Below are 17,902 nucleotides of genomic sequence, written 5' to 3' on the forward strand. Positions count from 1 at the left end.
CGGTAGGCGTAGGCGAACCCGAGTCTGGCGACCCAGCGCTGGTACACGATGCCGAGGACCAGGCCGGACAACAGAACGAAGGCGCTCATGCCGTCGACGTACGGATACTCGTGGGTCGGGGCCGCGACGATGGTGCCCGCGGCGAAATGCAGGCTGATCATGCTCCAGATCGCCACTCCGCGCGTCGCGTCGATGGCGAGGTCGCGGCCCGAATGCCGACGACGGCGCACCGAATCGGAACTCGGTGCGCCGTCGTCGGTCGCTTCGGCTAGCGGGGTGCGGTGCGGATCAGTGATGGCTCCTCACCCTCCCCGGTTCGCCTCTCAGGTGTAGAGCTCTGCGATGGCCTGCTGGTACGTGTCGTGAATGACGTTCCGCTTGAGCTTCATCGTCGGCGTCAGCTCGCCACTCTCGATCGTGAAATCCGTATCGAGGATTTCATACTTCTTGATGGCTTCGGCCTTCGACACGGTCTTGTTGGCCGCGGCGATCGCAGCGTCGATCTCGGCGCGGAGTTCGGCGTTGGCGATCAGCTCCGACATCGGGGTGGACGCGGGCAGGCCCTTGCGCTCCAGCCAGCCGGGGGCGGCCTCCGGATCGATGGTGATCAGGGCGGCGATGAACGGCTTCTTGTCGCCGACCACCAGGCACTGACTCACCATCGGGTGCGCGCGGATGGTGTCCTCGAGCTGTGCCGGCGAGACGTTCTTACCGCCTGCGGTGACGATGAGTTCCTTCTTGCGGCCGGTGATGAACAGGTATCCGTCTTCCAGTCGGCCGATGTCACCGGTGTGGAACCAGCCGTCGATGATCGAGTCGGCGGTGGCCTTCTCGTTCTGCCAGTAACCGGAGAAGATCATCGGACCCTTGAGCAGCACCTCGCCGTCCTCGGCGATCCGGATGGTCACGCCCGGGACAGGACGACCGACCGAACCGATACGGCTGTGCTCATCGTTGTTGGCGGTCACCGCAGCGGTGGTCTCCGACAGGCCGTAGCCCTCGTACACCGGGACGCCGGCACCGCGGAAGAAGTGACCGAGGCGCTCGCCGAGCGGTGCGCCGCCGGAGATGGCGCCCTCGCAGTTGCCGCCCAGTGCTGCGCGGAGCTTGCCGTAGACAAGCTTGTCGAAGACGGCGTGCTTGATCTTCAGCATGAGGCCGACGTTGCCTGCCTCGACTGCGCGGCTGTACTCGATCGCGGTGTCGGTGGCCTTGCCGAAGATCTTGCCCTTGCCGCCGTCGATCGCCTTCTGCTCGGCGGTGTTGTACACCTTCTCGAACACGCGGGGGACCGACAGCACGTAGTTCGGCTTGAACACGTCGAGGTCGGCGATCAGGTTCGGGATGTCGTTGGTGTGGCCCAGGACCACAGCGTTCTCGACGCATCCGACCGCGACCACGCGTGCGAAGACGTGTGCGAGCGGCAGGAACAGCAGCGTCGACTTGCCTTCCTCGAGGCCCGACCCGACGGCCGTGGCCGTCGCGGCGGTCTCGGCCAGGAAGTTCGCGTGGGTGAGCACGACGCCCTTGGGGCGGCCGGTAGTGCCCGAGGTGTAGATCAGGGTGGCCGCGTCGGACGACTTCGCCGCGGCCTCGCGCTCGTCCAGCGCGGAGTCGGGGACGTCGGCACCGCGCTTGCGGAGGTCGTTGAGCGCACCCTCGTCGATCACCAGGGTCTGCTTCAGCGCCGAAGCGTTGGAGATCACCTCCTGGTGTGCTGCGCGGTTGGCCGGGGTCTCGACGAACAGGACCGAGGCGGCCGAGTCGGTGAGGATCCAGTCGACCTGGTCGGGCGACGAGGTCTCATAGATCGCGACGGTGGTCGCGCCCGCACGCCAGATGGCGTAGTCGATGACGCTCCACTCGTAGCGGGTGGAGGAGAGCAGTCCCACGCGGTCGCCGGGATTGACGCCGACAGCGATCAGGCCCTTGGCTACGGAGTCCACCTCGTCGGCGAACGCGCTGGCGGTGACGGTGACCCACTGGCCGGATTCGGAGCGCTTGCGGAACAGCGGCAGCGTGGGCCGGTCCTTGCGATAGTGCTGCAGCTTGGTGATGGTGGTGGCGTTCTCATCAACTGTCGTGATGGATGGAGTTGCGAACTCCTGCATAATGACGTCCCCTTGTGGTGGTACGAAAGGCTGGTTCCGTCTCTACGGACCCAAGTGACACGAACCGTACCTTACGGACGAGTGAGGGGTGTCACAGGCCCTGGAAGGGGTACAATCTAGACCCGATGACTATGAATGTTCGCCGATGAGCGAAGCAGAAAACAGCAGCACCCCGGCGACACCGGCTGAGGGTTCCGGCGCATTCGCCGCACTGGGCATCGACTCGCGTGTGCTCAAAGCACTCGACGACGTCGGCTACGAGAATCCTTCGCCGATCCAGGCGGCCACCATTCCGCCGTTGATGGACGGGCGCGATGTGGTCGGCCTGGCCCAGACCGGCACCGGTAAGACCGCGGCGTTCGCGCTGCCGATCCTGACACGACTCGACAGTTCGGCGCGTAAGCCGCAGGCGTTGGTCCTGGCACCGACGCGAGAACTCGCGTTGCAGGTCGCCGAGGCCTTCGGCAGCTACTCGACGTACATGCCCGAGGTGAAGGTCCTCCCGATCTACGGCGGCCAGAGCTACGGCATCCAGCTGTCCGGACTTCGGCGCGGCGCTCAGGTGATCGTCGGTACGCCCGGTCGCGTGATCGATCACCTCGACAAGGGCACCCTCGACCTCTCCGAACTCGAGTATCTGGTTCTCGATGAGGCCGACGAGATGCTGACGATGGGCTTCGCCGAGGACGTCGAGCGAATTCTCGCCGACACCCCGGATCGCAAGCAGGTCGCACTGTTCTCGGCGACGATGCCGTCGGCCATCGGCCGCCTGGCTCGCAAGTACTTGAACAACCCGCAGGAAGTCACCGTCAAGAACAAGACGGCGACCGCGCAGAACATCACGCAGAAGTACCTGCAGGTGTCGCACCAGCGGAAGCTTGACGCTCTGACTCGCGTCCTCGAGGTCGAGCAGTTCGACGGCATGATCGTGTTCGTCCGGACCAAGTCGGCCACCGAAGAACTCGCCGAGAAGTTGCGTGCGCGCGGCCTGTCGGCCATGGCGATCAACGGCGACATGGTGCAGGCGCAGCGCGAGCGCACCATCAACCAGCTCAAAGACGGTTCCCTCGACATCCTGGTCGCCACCGACGTCGCCGCCCGCGGCCTCGACGTCGACCGGATCTCGCACGTCGTGAACTACGACATCCCGCACGACGTCGAGTCGTACGTCCACCGCATCGGTCGCACCGGTCGTGCGGGCCGGTCGGGCACCGCGCTGCTGTTCGTCTCGCCCCGTGAGCGTCACCTGCTGCGTTCCATCGAGCGCCACACCCGCCAGGACCTCACGGAGATCGACCTCCCGAGCGTCGACGACGTCAACGCGCAGCGCGTCGCGAAGTTCGCCGACTCGATCACGGCCAACCTCGAGTCCGACAACCTCGATCTGTTCCGCGGCCTGATCGAGACCTACGCCCGTGAGCACGACGTCGCGATGGCCGACATCGCGGCGGCCTTGGCGCTGGAGACCCGCGACGGCGGCTTCCTCATGGCGCCCGACCCGCCCGCGGGTCAGCGACGCGAGCGGCCCGAGCGTTCCGATCGCGGTCCGCGTGGCGGCGGCAACTTCGCGACGTACCGGATCGCCGTCGGACGCAAGCACAAGGTGTCGCCGGGAGCGATCGTCGGCGCCATCGCCAACGAGGGTGGGCTCACCCGCGGCGACTTCGGCAACATCAGCATCCGTGACGATTTCAGCCTCGTGGAACTGCCGAACGACCTCGACTCCGAGACCCTCGGCATGCTCAAGCACACCAAGATCGGCAAGAATCCGATCGACCTGCGGCCCGACCGGGGACCGCGCGGTGGCGGCGGCTCGCGCAGCTACGACGATCGCCGTAAGGGCGGCTTCCGCAAGGGTGGCGACAAGTTCGGCAAGCGTCCGGCACGCGTCGCCGGCCGCGGTCGCGACAACCGCTAGCAGCGCTGACTCTCGAAAGTTCGGCCCCCGACGCTTCCGCGTCGGGGGCCGAACTCGTTTCGGGCGTGCGGTGGGGGTTATTTCTCGAGGTCGATGATGGCCTGGAGTCGTGGCCCGAACTGATCGACCACCTCGTCGGTGGTCAGTGCGGCGAAGCTCTCCGCGCGCACCAGATACCGCATCAGCGCGAGGCCGAACACGCAACTTCCGACCGCGCGGACAGTCTCGCTCGTCAGTCCCGTCGTGGCGGTGACAGCGGGCAGCATCTCGCCGGAGGCGAACTCCCCGAAGGTCTTCGCCGCATTGTCGTCGGTGGCTGCCGACCGCAGCATCGCCTGGAGCGCGGGTCCTGTGTCAGGGCTCTCCCAGATGGTCGTGAACGCGGTGATAAGGCTGCGACCGAGATCCTCGCGGGGGCTCTGTGCGGCGGTCGTCACGCGCGAGACGGGGTCGCCCGGCACGTCCATCACTGCGGTGAACAGGCCGCGCTTGTTGCCGAAGTGGTATGAGACGAGGGCGACATCGACCCCCGCCTCGGCGGCGATCGACCGCATCGAGGTCTTACTGAAGCCGTTCTCGCCGAACAGGCGTCGCGCGGCGACGAGGATGTCGTCGCGCGTGGTGCTGTCGCCGCCGCGGCGTCCGGTCCGCGATCCTGCGGAGACGGTCGGGGCGTCGTGATCCGGCGTCGGGGTGCTCACGGCACCTGATCCTAGTCCCGGTCGAACATTATTCAACAACGGTTGACATCTTTGACGTTGGAGTTCTACGTTCGACTCAACGGCTGTTGAATTATTATCGGAGGTCCCTGTGAGCCAGACCGCGAAGAAGCTGGGGGCGGTGATCGTCGGGCTGGCACTCGTGATCCCGTTGGTGCTCGTGATGTTCATCTCGCCTGCGTCGCGGGCGACGCCGCACGCGGTCCCGATCGGCGTCGTCGGACCGAAGGCTGCGGTGGACCAGATGGCCGCGATGCTCGAGCAGCGGCAACCCGGTGAGTTCGAGGTCACTGGATTCGCGACGAGCGAGGACCTGCAGGATGCCGCGCGGAATCGCGAGGTGTAGGGCGGCTTCGTGATGGGCCCGGTGTCGCAGACCGTCATCGCGACCGGTGCCGCACCCACGGTGGCGACCATGCTGACCGAGATCGGGAAGGCGATGCCGACCGCGGGGTCGCCCGACGGCGCCGCGGTGATCGACGTGGCCCCGGCGGCGGCCGACGATCCGCGTGGCGCGGGATTCGGGTCGGTGGTCCTGCCGGTCTTCATCACCGGCATCGCGTTGGGCATGGCGGCAGCGCTGGTGGGACGGCGACGACGGGTGATGGCCGCCGTGCTGCCGATCGGTGCCGCGGTCGTCGGCGCGACGGTGGTCGGAGTCGCGATGTGGTCGGGCGTGCTGGTCGGCGGGTTCTGGGGTCAGTGGCTCGCGATGTCGACCGGCATTCTGGCGATCGGTGCGCTGGTGACGGGTGTGGTGTCGGTGATCGGGCCGCCGGGTGCGGGAGTGGCGGCGCTGGTGGTCATGATCGTCGGGATGCCGCTCGCGGGGATCGCGGTGCCGTCGGAGTTCCTGCCTCCGTTCTGGGGCGGACTGGGTCAGCTGCTGCCGCTGGGCGCCACCGGAACGGCCCTGCGCAGTGCGGCGTTCTTCAACCCGTCGGGTCTGATCGGCGCCGGGGCGGGCATGGCCTACCTGGTGTTGATCGGGTGGATCGTGTTCGGGTACGCACTGACGCTGATCAAGCGGAAACCGGCGGTCGCCCCCGCGGTTGCTGCGCGCGAAGACCTGGCGGAGGAGCCGGTCGCGGTCAGCTGATCGCGGGCAGCACCTCGGCGGCGGCGGCCTCCAGGTGCAGAGCGGCGAGCGGAGTCAGCGCGGACGGCTCGGGGTTCACCTCGATGATCGGGATGCCCCTCTCCGCGGCGAGCAGGGGGAGTCCAGCGGCCGGGTGAACCACGCCGCTGGTCCCGACGATCAGCAGCGCCGAGCAGGATTCGATGGTGGCGGTCGCTGCGGCCCATTCGCGCTCGGGAAGCATCTCGCCGAACCAGACGACATCCGGTCGCAGACTGCCGGTGCAGTCGGGGCACCGGGGGCGGGTGGTCGCGAGTGACAGTTCGGGGTCGCCGCGATACGTGCAGAACTCGCAGCGAGGTCCGAGGATCCGGCCGTGCAGGTGCGCGTCGACGGTCGACCCGGCGCGTTCGTGGAGGTCGTCGACGTTCTGCGTGACGATGCTGACCCGGCCGCCGGTCCGGCGCTTGGTCCGACCCAGTTCGGCTAGCGCGCGATGTCCGGCATTCGGCTCGACCTTCCTCAGGTTGGCGGCCCGATCGCGGTACCAACCCCAGACCAGGTCCGGGTCGCGGTGCCAGCCTTCCGGCGTCGCGAGATCCTCCGGCCGGTAGTTCTCCCACAGCCCGGTCAGCGCGTCACGGAAGGTCGGAATGCCGCTCTCGGCGGACATCCCCGCGCCGGAGAAGACACAGACGTGCTCGGCGTCGCGGATCAGGTCCGCGGCGAGCGCGAGGCGGGAGGGTGACGGGGAGCCGCTCACGGCACTGCCCCGCTCACGGCACTGTCTCAATCGCAGCGCGGAGGCCGGCCGCCACGGAGTCCAGGTCCCGCGCCCGTCGCGTCAGGAGGCCTTTCGCGAAGCTGGCCTTGTCTCCGGAATGGCGAGGAATCACGTGCAGGTGCGAGTGGAAGACGGTCTGACTGGCGGCGCGACCGTCGTTCATCGCCAGGTTGACGCCGTCGGCCGCCACCGCGCCCACGCGCATGGCTGCGGCGATCCGCTGACCCGCGGCGAAGATCTTGCCGCCGATGGCGGGATCCAGGTCGGCGAGGCCCGATGAATGTCGTCGCGGCACGACGAGCGTGTGCCCGGACGTGATCGGCGAGATGTCGAGGAAGGCGACGACATACTCGTCGGAGTACACGACATGGCCGTGAGCGCGGCCGGCGACGATGTCGCAGAAGGTGCAGTCGGACATGGCTTCACAGCCTAACGCCGGGGCATCCGAATCGGATGTCCCGGCGTGTCGCAGGTTCGAGCGAGTGTGCAGAGCCTACTGGTGGGCCTACTGGTGACCCGAGGTGCAGGCCCAGTCGTGGATGTAACCGCCGCCGGAGTAGTACAGGGCGTTGCTCTGCGCGGTGTACAGGTTCGCTGCCCAGCCGTAGCCCCAGTAGCTGTTGCTCTTGGCGATGGCGCCGCAGGCGTTGCGCATCCGCACGACGACCTTGCAGTCGGTGTAGCCGCACCAGGACAGGGCGGCGTTGGAGGCGCTGGACCAGTCCGGGTAGTCAAGAGCGCGACCGGTGGCGCCGGTGCTCGGCGACAGGGCGAGGGCGCCGTAGTAGTTGGCCGCGGCCGCGGGGGCGGGATCGACGACGGTGGGGACGGTGAGTGCGGTGCCGAACCCGACCGCGACGAGTGCGGCGGCGGCGAGACGCTTACGAATGTTCATCATCTTCTCTTCTCTGACGGCGATCAGCCGACCGGCGTGCGGGTCTGTTCGCCGGACTTCGGAGCCGCGCTGGGCTTGGCGCTCGGCGACTTCACATCTGCGGGCTTGGTGACCTTGACGGTCTTGCCCCAATCGCTCAGCGTGACGGTGAGCGAGGCGCCCTTGGCGGGCTCGGACGAGACGCGGACGACGTTGTTGGAGCCGTCGTCGGCGACCCACACGGTGACCGGGATGTCCTCGTCGAGGCCCTTGGCCTGAGGCGAGGCTCCGGTGAGGCCGGAGAGCTCCTTGGCGGGCAGGGTTCCGGTGATCTTGGTGGTCTTGACGCCGTCGATGGTCTCCGAGCCGTCTTCCTTGGCGCCCTTGATGCTGCGCAGGACGTGCGGGACGCCCTTGTCGGCATTGAGGACGTTGGAGACGTCGTAGATGGAGCGGCCGTCGCCGTAGTCGATGAAGCCCTTGTTGTCGACGTTCGCGTACATGTGGTCGTCGACGTACACGAAGGGTGCGGAGACCGACTTGTCCCTACCCATCGTGAGGGTCGCGGTGCCTTCGCCGACCAGTTCGGGCTTGGTGGAGATGTCGGCCTCGACCTTGGAGGCGTTCAGTCCCTGCAGCGAGCCTTCGACGTCGATGACGACCTTGGCGCCGGTGAGTGCTGCGGCGGTGTCGGCCGCGGCGTTCAGAGTCGAGGTGGCGTTGGCGTCGGAGGCGGGTGCGTCGTCGGACCCGGAATCGTCGCTGGAGCATCCCGTCAGTGCGACGGTCGCAGCGAGCGCGGCCGCGGCCGCGACGATGGCGAATCGTTTGGAACGTTTCATTGACTGAGTCCTCCTGTTTCTCGTCACGCTGTCGCTCAGGTGGAATCTGGGCGATCCGTCACGATTTTGTTGAATGGGAACTTACCCGGCTCGAGGTCGGCTGGGGAGTAAGAGTCGGTCAACGGGATGACGTGCCGCGGTGGAAAACAGTGTGACGACCTTCACTCTTTTTCTTTCGTTGCTGGCACTCGCGGTTACCAGTCGGTCTACCAGCGGGTATACCCGCTGGTCGCCAAGAACATGAGGGAAGCCTCATGTTTCTGTGTCACTATTGGTCTCGTTCCAGCGACGGCTATGTCCGACGTGACGCATCGACAGGAGAGCTTGTGACCCTCGACCAGCACCGCACCGGCCAGCACAACGACCGCATCAACTCGAGCGGACTGATCGACCGCCTGACCGCAGGCGAGAGCTATGCGATCGCATTCGGCGGACAGGGCGGCGCCTGGCTGCCGACGCTCACCGAACTGGTGGCCGACGCTGATCTGGGACAGTCCATCGCAGCCACGGTGGATCAGGCGCACGAGACCCTGAGCCCGGTCGCAGACGAGCTGGCCGCAGCGGGCGGCGATCGCTTCGAGCCGATCACCTGGATTCGCAACCACGAGGAAGAGCTCGCGGTTCCCAGCGAGACCGAGCTCGGCGACGCGCTGGTCTCGCTCCCCGGCATCCTCCTGACCCAGCTGGCGGCCGTCGCCAACCTGGCCAAGCAGGGGCTCGACACCGACGCCCTTCCGCCCAGCGCCGTCATCGGACACTCGCAGGGCATTCTCGCCACCGAGGCCGTCTCCACCGACGGCCAGGCCCCCATCGTCGCCGACTCGGATCTGCTGGCGATCGCTCAGCTGCTCGGCGCGGCATCGACGGTCGTCGCACGTCGCGTCGGCCTGCTGGGAACGCGTGACGCAGCCCCGATGATCTCGATCGCGGGCACCAATGCGGCCGTCATCGACGAACTGCTCGCCGAGTACGCAGCGGGCCAGCCCGCCGACGCCACGGGTCTGCCCGCCGTCGCCATAGTCAACTCGCGTCGCACCATCGTCCTGTCGGGTTCGCCCCGTCATCTCGCCGCGTTCAGCGCGCACTGTGAGCTGCGCGCCGCTGCCGAGGCCGACGCACGCAAGCGGAAGGTCACCGGCGGCACCCCCTTCTCGCCGGTCCTCGAGGACCTGAACGTCACCGTTCCGTTCCACCACCCCGATCTCGCACCTGCCGTCGACCTCGCCGTCGAATGGGCCGAGCGTTGCGGTCTCGATGTGGACCTCGTCCGCCGACACGCCACCGCGACCCTCGTCGATCCGGTCGACTGGGTGGAGCTGGTGGGCGACGCCGTCGCATCCGGCGCCCGCTGGGTGATCGACTTCGGTCCGTCCGACCTCGCGTCGCGCCTCTCCTCGCCGTCGCTGCGCGGTCAGGGCGTCGGTGTCGTCGCCGCTGCCACCCGCGGTGGTCAGCGCAACCTGTTCGTTCCCGGCTCGGCGCCCGAGGTCTCGCGCCCGTGGTCGGTCTTCGCTCCGCGCCTGATCAGCCTGCCCGACGGTCGCACCGTGGTCGACACCGCGTTCACCCGTCTCACCGGTCGCTCGCCGATGCTGCTCGCGGGCATGACGCCCACCACCGTCGATCCGGCCATCGTCGCCGCGGCCGCCAACGCCGGCCACTGGGCCGAGCTGGCGGGCGGCGGACAGGTGACCGAGGAGATCTTCGACGGCAACATCGCGCGTCTCGAGGAACTGCTCGACGCCGGCCGCCAGGTCCAGTTCAACTCGCTGTTCCTCGACCCCTACCTGTGGAAGCTGCAGCTCGGCGGCAAGAAGCTCGTGCAGAAGGCACGCGCCAAGGGCGCCCCGTTCGACGGCGTCATCATCACCGCGGGCATCCCGGAGCTCGACGAGGCCGTCGACCTGGTCCACGAGTTCACCGAGGCGGGCCTGCACTACGTCGCCTTCAAGCCCGGCACGGTGGACCAGATCCGCCAGGTGGTCCGCATCGCGCTGCAGGTGCCGCACTTCCCGGTCATCGTTCAGGTGGAGGGCGGCCGCGCGGGTGGTCACCACTCGTGGGAGGACCTCGACGATCTTCTGCTGGCCACGTACGCCGAACTCCGCGACCGTCCCAACGTGGTCCTGTGCGTCGGCGGCGGCATCGGCACCCCCGAGCGCGCCAGCGAGTACCTCACCGGTACCTGGGCCGCGGGCTACGGCTATCCGCTGATGCCGCTCGACGGCATCCTGGTCGGTACCGCAGCGATGGCGACCCTCGAGGCCACCACGGCGCCTGCGGTGAAGCAGATGCTGGTCGACACCGAAGGCTGCGACACCTGGATCGGCGCCGGACACGCCGAGGCGGGCATGGCCTCCGGCCGCAGCCAGCTGGGCGCCGACATCCATGAGATCGACAACGCCGCGTCGCGCACCGGACGACTGCTCGACGATGTCGCCGGAGACGCCGAGGCCGTCGCCGAGCGTCGCGACGAGATCATCGCCGCGCTCGATGCCACCGCGAAGCCGTTCTTCGGTGACGTCACCACCATGACGTACCTCGCGTGGCTCCACCGCTACGCCGAGCTCGCCACCGGTGCCGAAGGCCAGTACGGCTGGGCCGACATCACCTGGGAGCAGCGCTTCGCCGACATGCTGCGGCGCACCGAGGCTCGCATGAACGAGCTCGACTCGGGTGAGTTCGTCTCCGCCTTCGGCGACGAGTTCCCGAACCCGCACGCGGTGATCGCCGAGCTGGCGCAGATGTACCCGGCGGTCGCCACGGACATCCTGCACCCGGCCGACGTCGCCTTCTTCCTGGAGCTGTGCCGCACGCCGGGCAAGCCGGTCAACTTCGTCCCCGTCATCGACAAGGACGTGCGCCGCTGGTACCGCAGCGACTCGCTGTGGCAGGCCCACGACGCGCGCTACACCGCGGACGAGGTCTGCATCATCCCCGGCACCGTCGCCGTCGCGGGCATCACTCGCGTCGACGAGCCGGTCGGCGATCTGCTGAACCGCTTCGAGGCCCAGGTCACTGCCGACCTGCGTACCGCGGGCGAGCAGCCGCGCGTGGTCGCAGCGCGCCGTCATCGCGACCTGGTGGCCGAGTCGGGTCCGCTCAGCGTCCTCATCGAGGCCGAAGACGTGCTGTGGGCCGGACGTCAGGGCCGCAACCCGATCGCCCTGCTCGGCGATCGTGACGCCTGGGAGCTCTACGACGGCGAGTACGCCGAGCACCCCAGCGGTGCGATGGTGGCCTTCGTCCCCGACGCCGAGACCGCAGACGACGAGATCCGCCTGGACCTGGTGGTTCCGGTGGCCGGCTCGATCCTGCGCATCCCGTTCACCGGCGACCTGCGTGCCATCGATGGCGGCAGCCCGCGCATCACCACCTCCGGCGCCGCCGACGCGATGCGCGACCTGTTGACCGTCGCCGCAGGCGGCGAGCTCCTGGAGTCCGTCGCCGGTGTCGTCACCTCGACCGTCGCATGGACCGCCGACTCGGTCGCCGACCACAGCGGCGCCACCGCAGCGGCACTCCCGGGTGCGCTGGTTCCGACCACGCCCGCGTCGCCGAACGGCTTCGCCGTCCCCGACACCCTCGTCGTGGCGTGCTGGCCGAGCGTCTTCAGCGTCATCGGCGAGGCCCGGACCGCTGACGGACTGCCCGTGGTGGAAGGCCTCCTGGACCTGGTCCACCTCGACCACGCCGTGGAACTGACGGGCCAGATCCCCGCCGTCGACACCGAGCTGACCGTGGTGGCACGCCTGATCGGCGTCACCGACACCTCGGCCGGACGCGTCGTCGAGGTGCACGTCGACGTCCACGGGGCCGACGGCAAGATCGCCGTCCTCCGCGAACGCTTCGCAATCCGCGGTCGCCTCGGCAAGGCCGACCTGGTTGACCCGGTCCGCGCAGGCGGCGCCGCCGACGACGAGCACGCGGGCACCCGCAAGTTCGTCCGCGCGGCCACCATGCACGCCCCGACCCGGATGAACGGCTTCGCCGTGGTCTCCGGCGACCGCAACCCGATTCACACCGACGCGCTGGCCGCCCGCCTCGCGGGCCTCGGCGATCCGATCGTGCACGGCATGTGGCTGTCGGCCGCAGCCCAGCAGGTCCTGGTGGCCGGCGACCGGGAGAACCCGGTGCCGGCGCCGCGAGCGATCCTCGGCTGGACCGCCCGCTACCTCGGTATGGTGCGCCTGGGCGATACCGTCGACTTCCGCGTCGACCGCGTCGGCATGGACAACGGCCGCGAGACCGTCGAGCTGACCGCGAAGGTCGCCGGCGAGCTCGTCATGGCCGCCACCGCGCTGCTCGCCGCTCCGCGCACCGTCTACGCCTTCCCGGGCCAGGGCATCCAGCACAAGGGCATGGGCCTCGAGGCCCGGACCCGCTCGGCCGCCGCGCGCGAGATCTGGGACCGCGCCGACAAGCACACCCGCGAGGCCCTCGGCTTCTCGATCCTCGCCGTGGTACGCGACAATCCGACCACCCTCGTGGCCGCCGCCGGCAGCGGGGACGACAAGCGTCGCGTGACCTACCACCACCCGGACGGCGTGCTGTTCCTGACGCAGTTCACCCAGGTCGCGATGGCGACCCTCGGTGTCGCACAGGTCGCCGAGCTGCGTGAGTCGGGATCGTACGTCGACGGTTCCATCACCTGCGGCCACTCGGTCGGCGAGTACAACGCTCTCGCCGCCTGCGCCGGAGTGCTGCCGCTCGAAGCCGTCCTCGAGGTGGTCTTCCAGCGCGGCAGCGCCATGCACCACCTGGTGCCGCGCGACGAGCACGGTCGCTCCGACTATCGCATGGCCGCGATCCGGCCGAGCCAGTTCGGACTCAAGGACGCCGACGTCGAAGACTTCGTCGCGTCGATCGGTCGCGAGGCAGGGGAGTACCTGGAGGTCGTGAACCTCAACCTCCTCGGCTCGCAGTACGCCATCGCGGGCACCGTCCGCGGTCTGGAGCACCTCGAGACTGAGATCGCCCGCCGCGTCGCCGAGTTCGGCGGCAAGCGCGCGTTCATCCTGGTCCCGGGCATCGACGTGCCGTTCCACTCGACGGTCCTGCGCGCCGGTGTGCCGGAGTTCCGCGGCAAGCTCGAAGAGCTGCTGCCTGCCGACATCGACCCGGACATCCTGGTCGGCCGCTACATCCCGAACCTGGTCCCGCGCCTGTTCAACCTGAGCCGCGAGTTTGTCGCCGAGATCGCCGGCCTGGTGCCGTCTGATCCGCTCGACGCCGTGCTGGCCGAGTGGGACGCGTGGGCGGCGCGCCCGTCGGAGCTGACCCGAGTCATCTTGATCGAGCTCCTGGCCTGGCAGTTCGCCAGCCCGGTCCGCTGGATCGAGACCCAGGACCTGCTGTTCACGCCGGCCGCCGACGGCGGTCTCGGCATCGACCGCTTCGTCGAGGTCGGCGTCAAGAACGCGCCGACGCTCACCGGCCTGGCCCGCAACACCCTCAAGCTGCCCGATTACCAGGCAGCCGCCTCCGAGGTCCTCAACGTGGAGTCCGACGCAGCGGTGCTGCGCGCGGAGGACTCCGCGCCGGAGCCGGTGGAAGACGACATCGTCGAGGAGGCGCCGGCTGAGACTGCTGCGGCAGCCGCCCCCGCCGCGGTCGCTTCCGCACCGGCTCCGGCCGCCGCGGCCGGACCGCGCCCGGACGACATCGCGTTCGGCCCGGCCGACGCGGTCCGCGCCGTGATCTCGCTGTGGACCAAGATGACCCCGGCGCAGATCGGACCCGCCGACACCATCGAGTCGCTGTGCGACGGCGTGTCCTCGCGCCGCAATCAGTTGCTGCTCGACATCGGCACCGAGCTCGGCCTCGGCGCCATCGACGGCGCCGCGGAAGCCGACATGGGCGCACTCGCGTCCACCGTCAGCACGCTGGCTCGCGGCTATAAGCCGCTCGGCGACGTCCTCGGCGACGCCGTCGGCGACCAGGTCCGCAAGATCGCAGGCCCGATCGGCAAGCGCGCGTCGTACATCACCGAACGCGTGACGAGCGCCTGGCAGCTCGGCGACGGCTGGGGACGCCACACCCTGGTCGCGGTGGCCCTGGGATCCCGCGACGGCGCCAGCGTGCGCGGCGGCGACCTCGGCGACCTGCTCGACGGCGGCGTCGCCTCGGCAGCCGACCTCGATGCGCTGATCGACCGCGCAGTGCGCAGTGTCGGCCAGGCTCGCGGCATCGCCGTCGAGCTCCCGGCCGCCGCGTCGAGCGGCGGAGGCACCGTCGACGCCGCAGCGCTCGGCGAGTTCACCGAGCAGATCACCGGTCCCGACGGCGTCCTGGCTCAGGCCGCCAACGTGATTCTCGATCAGCTCGGACTCAGCGAGACGGTCGACGCCTCGAACGTCGAGGCCGACCCGAACGCGGAGTTGGCAGACCTCGTCAGCGCCGAGCTGGGCTCGGACTGGCAGCGAACCGTCGCACCGGCCTTCGACGAGCAGCGCGCCGTGCTGCTGGACGATCGCTGGGCCAGCGCTCGCGAGGACCTCGCGCGCCTCTGGCTGATCAGCGAGGAGGACATCCACGCTCGTCACCACGAGCTCGAAGACGCGATGATCGGTGCCGGCGACCAGGTGGCCGAGCACGCCACCTGGTGGCAGGGCAAGGCCCTCGCGCTCGGCATGCACCAGCACGCGGGCGTCTATGCAGCGATCGCCCAGGCAGCGCAGTCGCCCGAGCCGGGTGAGTTCGCCGACGACATCGCCGTCGTCACCGGCGCCTCGCAGGGTTCGATCGCCGCGGCGGTGGTCGGCCGGCTGCTGGCAGGCGGCGCGACGGTCGTCGCGACCACCTCGCGCCTGAACAGCGAGCGCCTCGGCTTCTACAAGGAGCTGTACCGCACGCATGCACGGCACGACGCCGCGCTCTGGGTGATCCCGGCCAACCTCGCCTCGTACGGCGACGTCGATGCCGTGATCGACTGGCTCGGCAGCGAGCAGACCGAGAACCTCGGAGCCAGCACCGCCGTCATCAAGCCGGTGATGCGTCCGACCCTGCTCTTCCCGTTCGCCGCACCGCGGGTCGCCGGTGACCTCACCGATGCGGGCGCCCGCGCCGAGATGGAGATGAAGGTCCTGCTGTGGTCGGTCGAGCGACTGATCGCCGGACTGTCGGCCATCGGCGCCGACCACGACATCAGCGCCCGTCTGCACGTCGTCCTGCCCGGTTCGCCGAACCGCGGCATGTTCGGCGGCGACGGTGCGTACGGCGAGGCCAAGGCCGCGCTCGATGCGCTCGTCACCCGCTGGGGTGCCGAGGACTCCTGGAACAGCCGCACCACGCTGGCCCACGCCCTGATCGGCTGGGTCCGCGGCACCGGCCTCATGGGTCACAACGACGGTCTCGTCGACGCGGTCGAGGCCGCGGGCGTCAAGACCTGGAGCACCCCGGAGATGGCGGACGCCCTGGTCGAGCTGTGCTCGGCCGAGGCACGCGCCGGAGCGGTCGTCGAGCCGATCCTCGCCGACCTGACCGCAGGCCTGGACCCGGAGAAGATCGACCTCAAGGCGCTGGCGACGGCCGCCGCAGAGGCTCCGGAGGCAGATGAGGCCGAGGCAGCAGAGTCGGACGAGGCGTCCGGCGTCACCGTTGCGGCACTGCCGGCACCGGCTCGTGCCGAGCTGGCCGCCGAGCACAGCTGGCCCGAACTCGACTCGCGCCCCGAGGACCTCGTGGTGATCGTCGGCGCGGGCGAGGTGGGCCCGTACGGCTCGGCTCGCACCCGCTTCGAGATGGAGGTCGACGAGCAGCTCTCTGCCGCAGGCGTTCTGGAGCTCGCATGGACCACCGGCCTGGTGGTCTGGGAAGAGACACCGAAGGCGGGCTGGTACGACGTCGAGTCGGGCGACCCGGTCGCCGAGGCCGAGATCGCCGAGCGTTACCACGATGCTGTCCTGGAGCGCGTCGGCATCCGCACCTACGCGGATGAGGGCGCGATGGTCGACAACACGGCGCCGCTGCTGGAGTCGGTGTTCCTCGACAAGGACCTCACCTTCACCGTGCCGAACGAGGCTGCGGCCCGCGAGTTCCTGTCGGCCGACGCCGAGCGGACCCGCATCGCGCCCAACGCCGAGACCGGTGACTGGACCGTCACCCGCCTCGCGGGCACCGAGATCCGCGTGCCGCGCCAGGCACGACTCTCGCGCACCGTCGGCGGTCAGATCCCGACCGGCTTCGACCCGGTTCGCTGGGGCGTCTCGCCCGACATGGCCGAGTCCGTCGATCGCGTCGCACTCTGGAACCTGGTCGCCACCGTCGACGCCTTCATCACCGCTGGCTTCTCGCCGTCGGAGCTGATGCGTTGGGTGCACCCCGGTCTGGTCGCGAACACGCAGGGAACCGGCATGGGCGGCATGACCTCGATGAGGTCGCTGTACGTCGACACGCTGCTCGGCGAGTCGAAGGCCAACGACATCCTGCAGGAAGCGCTGCCCAACGTGGTCGCCGCGCACGTGGTGCAGTCGTACATCGGCAGCTACGGTGCGATGATCCACCCGGTCGCCGCGTGCGCCACCGCCGCCGTCTCGGTGGAGGAGGGCGTCGACAAGATCCGTGTCGGCAAGGCGCTGTTCGCCGTGGCCGGCGGGTTCGACGATCTGGGCATCGAAGGCATCGTCGGATTCGGTGACATGTCGGCCACCGCCGACTCGGCCAAGATGTCGGCTCGCGGCATCGACGACCGCCGCTTCTCCCGCGCCAACGACCGTCGTCGCGGAGGCTTCGTCGAATCGGCCGGTGGCGGCACCGTCCTGCTGGCCCGCGGCGACGTCGCGGCACAGCTGGGCCTGCCGGTCCTCGGCGTCGTGGCCTGGGCCCAGAGCTTCGGCGACGGTGTCCACACCTCGATCCCGGCACCGGGCATCGGTGCCCTCGGCGCAGCTCGCGGTCAGAAGGCTTCGCCGCTGGCGACCGCGCTGTCGGCCCTGGGCGTGAGCCCCGACGACGTCGCCGTGGTGTCCAAGCACGACACCTCGACCCGCGCCAACGACCCCAACGAGTCCGAACTGCACGAGCGCCTCGCCGGAGCCATCGGTCGCGGCACCGGCGCACCGCTGTTCGTGGTCTCGCAGAAGTCGCTGACCGGTCACGCCAAGGGCGGCGCCGCCGCCTTCCAGCTGATCGGCCTCTGCCAGGTGCTCCGCGACGGCGTCATCCCGCCGAACCGCAGCCTGGACTGTGTCGACGAGAAGATGCGCGAGTACCCGCACCTGGTGTGGCCCCGGGAGACCCTACGCATGGGCGGAAAGTTCCCGCTGAAGGCGGGTCTGCTGACCTCGCTGGGATTCGGCCACGTGTCGGGCCTGATCGCCGTCGTCCATCCGGAGGCGTTCGTCGCCACCCTGGACGAGTCGGAGCGTGCGACCTACCGTGAGCAGGCCGCCACGCGCCTGCGCGACGGCCAGCAGCGCCTGCTGCAGGCCATGTGCGGTGGCGAGCCGGCCTACCAGCGCCCGGCCGACCGTCGCATGGGCGACGGTGACGAGCACACGGTGGAAGCCGGCCTGCTCCTGGATCCGGAGAGCCGTCTCGATGTCGCGGGCGCCTACCCGCAGGTCGGAGAGTAAC

11 protein-coding genes are annotated in these 17,902 nt (G+C 69.2%); 4 read left to right on the forward strand and 7 right to left on the reverse strand.

What is annotated here, in order from left to right:
- Both opgC and GX543_RS12020 read right to left on the reverse strand, forming a co-directional pair.
- The coding region (gene opgC, locus GX543_RS12015) for an OpgC domain-containing protein (RefSeq protein ID WP_290852142.1) at positions 1–230 on the reverse strand (230 nt) is incomplete at its 3' end.
- Positions 231–323: 93 nt separating this feature from the next.
- Positions 324–2,111, reverse strand: a complete 1,788-nt coding sequence (locus tag GX543_RS12020; protein ID WP_290852143.1) for a long-chain fatty acid--CoA ligase — start codon at positions 2,109–2,111, stop codon at positions 324–326.
- A 145-nt stretch (positions 2,112–2,256) separates the two neighbouring features.
- Here GX543_RS12020 and GX543_RS12025 point away from each other — a divergent pair, with 145 nt between their 5' ends.
- Positions 2,257–4,029, forward strand: coding sequence for a DEAD/DEAH box helicase (locus GX543_RS12025; RefSeq protein WP_290852144.1), 1,773 nt, complete (start codon positions 2,257–2,259; stop codon positions 4,027–4,029).
- 77 nt (positions 4,030–4,106) lie between these two features.
- Here the strand turns inward: GX543_RS12025 and GX543_RS12030 are convergent, their stop codons facing one another.
- Positions 4,107–4,730: a TetR family transcriptional regulator gene (locus GX543_RS12030; protein WP_290852145.1), complete on the reverse strand. Its 624-nt coding sequence runs from the start codon at positions 4,728–4,730 to the stop codon at positions 4,107–4,109.
- Positions 4,731–4,839: 109 nt separating this feature from the next.
- On the opposite strand from GX543_RS12030, the gene GX543_RS12035 reads away from it, so the two are divergent.
- Both GX543_RS12035 and GX543_RS12040 read left to right on the forward strand, forming a co-directional pair.
- Positions 4,840–5,094 carry a hypothetical protein gene (locus tag GX543_RS12035; RefSeq protein ID WP_290852146.1) on the forward strand — a complete coding sequence of 85 codons (255 nt, stop codon included), beginning with the start codon at positions 4,840–4,842 and terminating at the stop codon, positions 5,092–5,094.
- Between the two features lie 9 nt (positions 5,095–5,103).
- Entirely contained in the window at positions 5,104–5,847 is a 744-nt protein-coding gene (locus tag GX543_RS12040) for an ABC transporter permease (RefSeq protein WP_290852147.1), read from the forward strand.
- On the opposite strand, the gene GX543_RS12045 is transcribed toward GX543_RS12040, so the two are convergent.
- The 4 genes from GX543_RS12045 to GX543_RS12060 form a co-directional block, all read right to left on the reverse strand.
- On the reverse strand, positions 5,840–6,589 hold the full coding sequence (locus GX543_RS12045; RefSeq protein WP_290852148.1) for an NAD-dependent deacylase: 750 nt from the start codon (positions 6,587–6,589) through the stop codon (positions 5,840–5,842). The two genes, GX543_RS12040 and GX543_RS12045, sit on opposite strands and share 8 nt — an antisense overlap.
- A 13-nt stretch (positions 6,590–6,602) precedes the next feature.
- The gene (locus GX543_RS12050) at positions 6,603–7,028 is read right to left on the reverse strand and encodes an HIT family protein (RefSeq protein ID WP_290852149.1); all 426 of its coding nucleotides are present in this window, start codon (positions 7,026–7,028) and stop codon (positions 6,603–6,605) included.
- Positions 7,029–7,115: 87 nt separating this feature from the next.
- Positions 7,116–7,505, reverse strand: coding sequence for a DUF4189 domain-containing protein (locus tag GX543_RS12055; protein ID WP_290852181.1), 390 nt, complete (start codon positions 7,503–7,505; stop codon positions 7,116–7,118).
- 23 nt (positions 7,506–7,528) lie between these two features.
- On the reverse strand, positions 7,529–8,326 hold the full coding sequence (locus tag GX543_RS12060) for an LppX_LprAFG lipoprotein (RefSeq protein WP_290852150.1): 798 nt from the start codon (positions 8,324–8,326) through the stop codon (positions 7,529–7,531).
- Between the two features lie 326 nt (positions 8,327–8,652).
- Here GX543_RS12060 and GX543_RS12065 point away from each other — a divergent pair, with 326 nt between their 5' ends.
- Positions 8,653–17,901 carry a type I polyketide synthase gene (locus tag GX543_RS12065; protein ID WP_290852151.1) on the forward strand — a complete coding sequence of 3,083 codons (9,249 nt, stop codon included), beginning with the start codon at positions 8,653–8,655 and terminating at the stop codon, positions 17,899–17,901.
- Position 17,902: the final 1 nt, after the last annotated feature.

The sequence above is a fragment of the Gordonia sp. (in: high G+C Gram-positive bacteria) genome (assembly GCF_012515855.1).
Lineage (GTDB): Bacteria > Actinomycetota > Actinomycetes > Mycobacteriales > Mycobacteriaceae > Gordonia.

What these genes read in the sequence shown, in the direction of transcription:
- GX543_RS12020 (WP_290852143.1), bottom strand. Translation starts at nt 2,111, where the DNA reads ATGCAGGAGTTCGCAACTCCATCCATCACGACAGTTGATGAGAACGCC.
- GX543_RS12025 (WP_290852144.1), top strand. Translation starts at nt 2,257, where the DNA reads ATGAGCGAAGCAGAAAACAGCAGCACCCCGGCGACACCGGCTGAGGGT.
- GX543_RS12050 (WP_290852149.1), bottom strand. Translation starts at nt 7,028, where the DNA reads ATGTCCGACTGCACCTTCTGCGACATCGTCGCCGGCCGCGCTCACGGC.
- GX543_RS12055 (WP_290852181.1), bottom strand. Translation starts at nt 7,505, where the DNA reads ATGAACATTCGTAAGCGTCTCGCCGCCGCCGCACTCGTCGCGGTCGGG.
- GX543_RS12060 (WP_290852150.1), bottom strand. Translation starts at nt 8,326, where the DNA reads ATGAAACGTTCCAAACGATTCGCCATCGTCGCGGCCGCGGCCGCGCTC.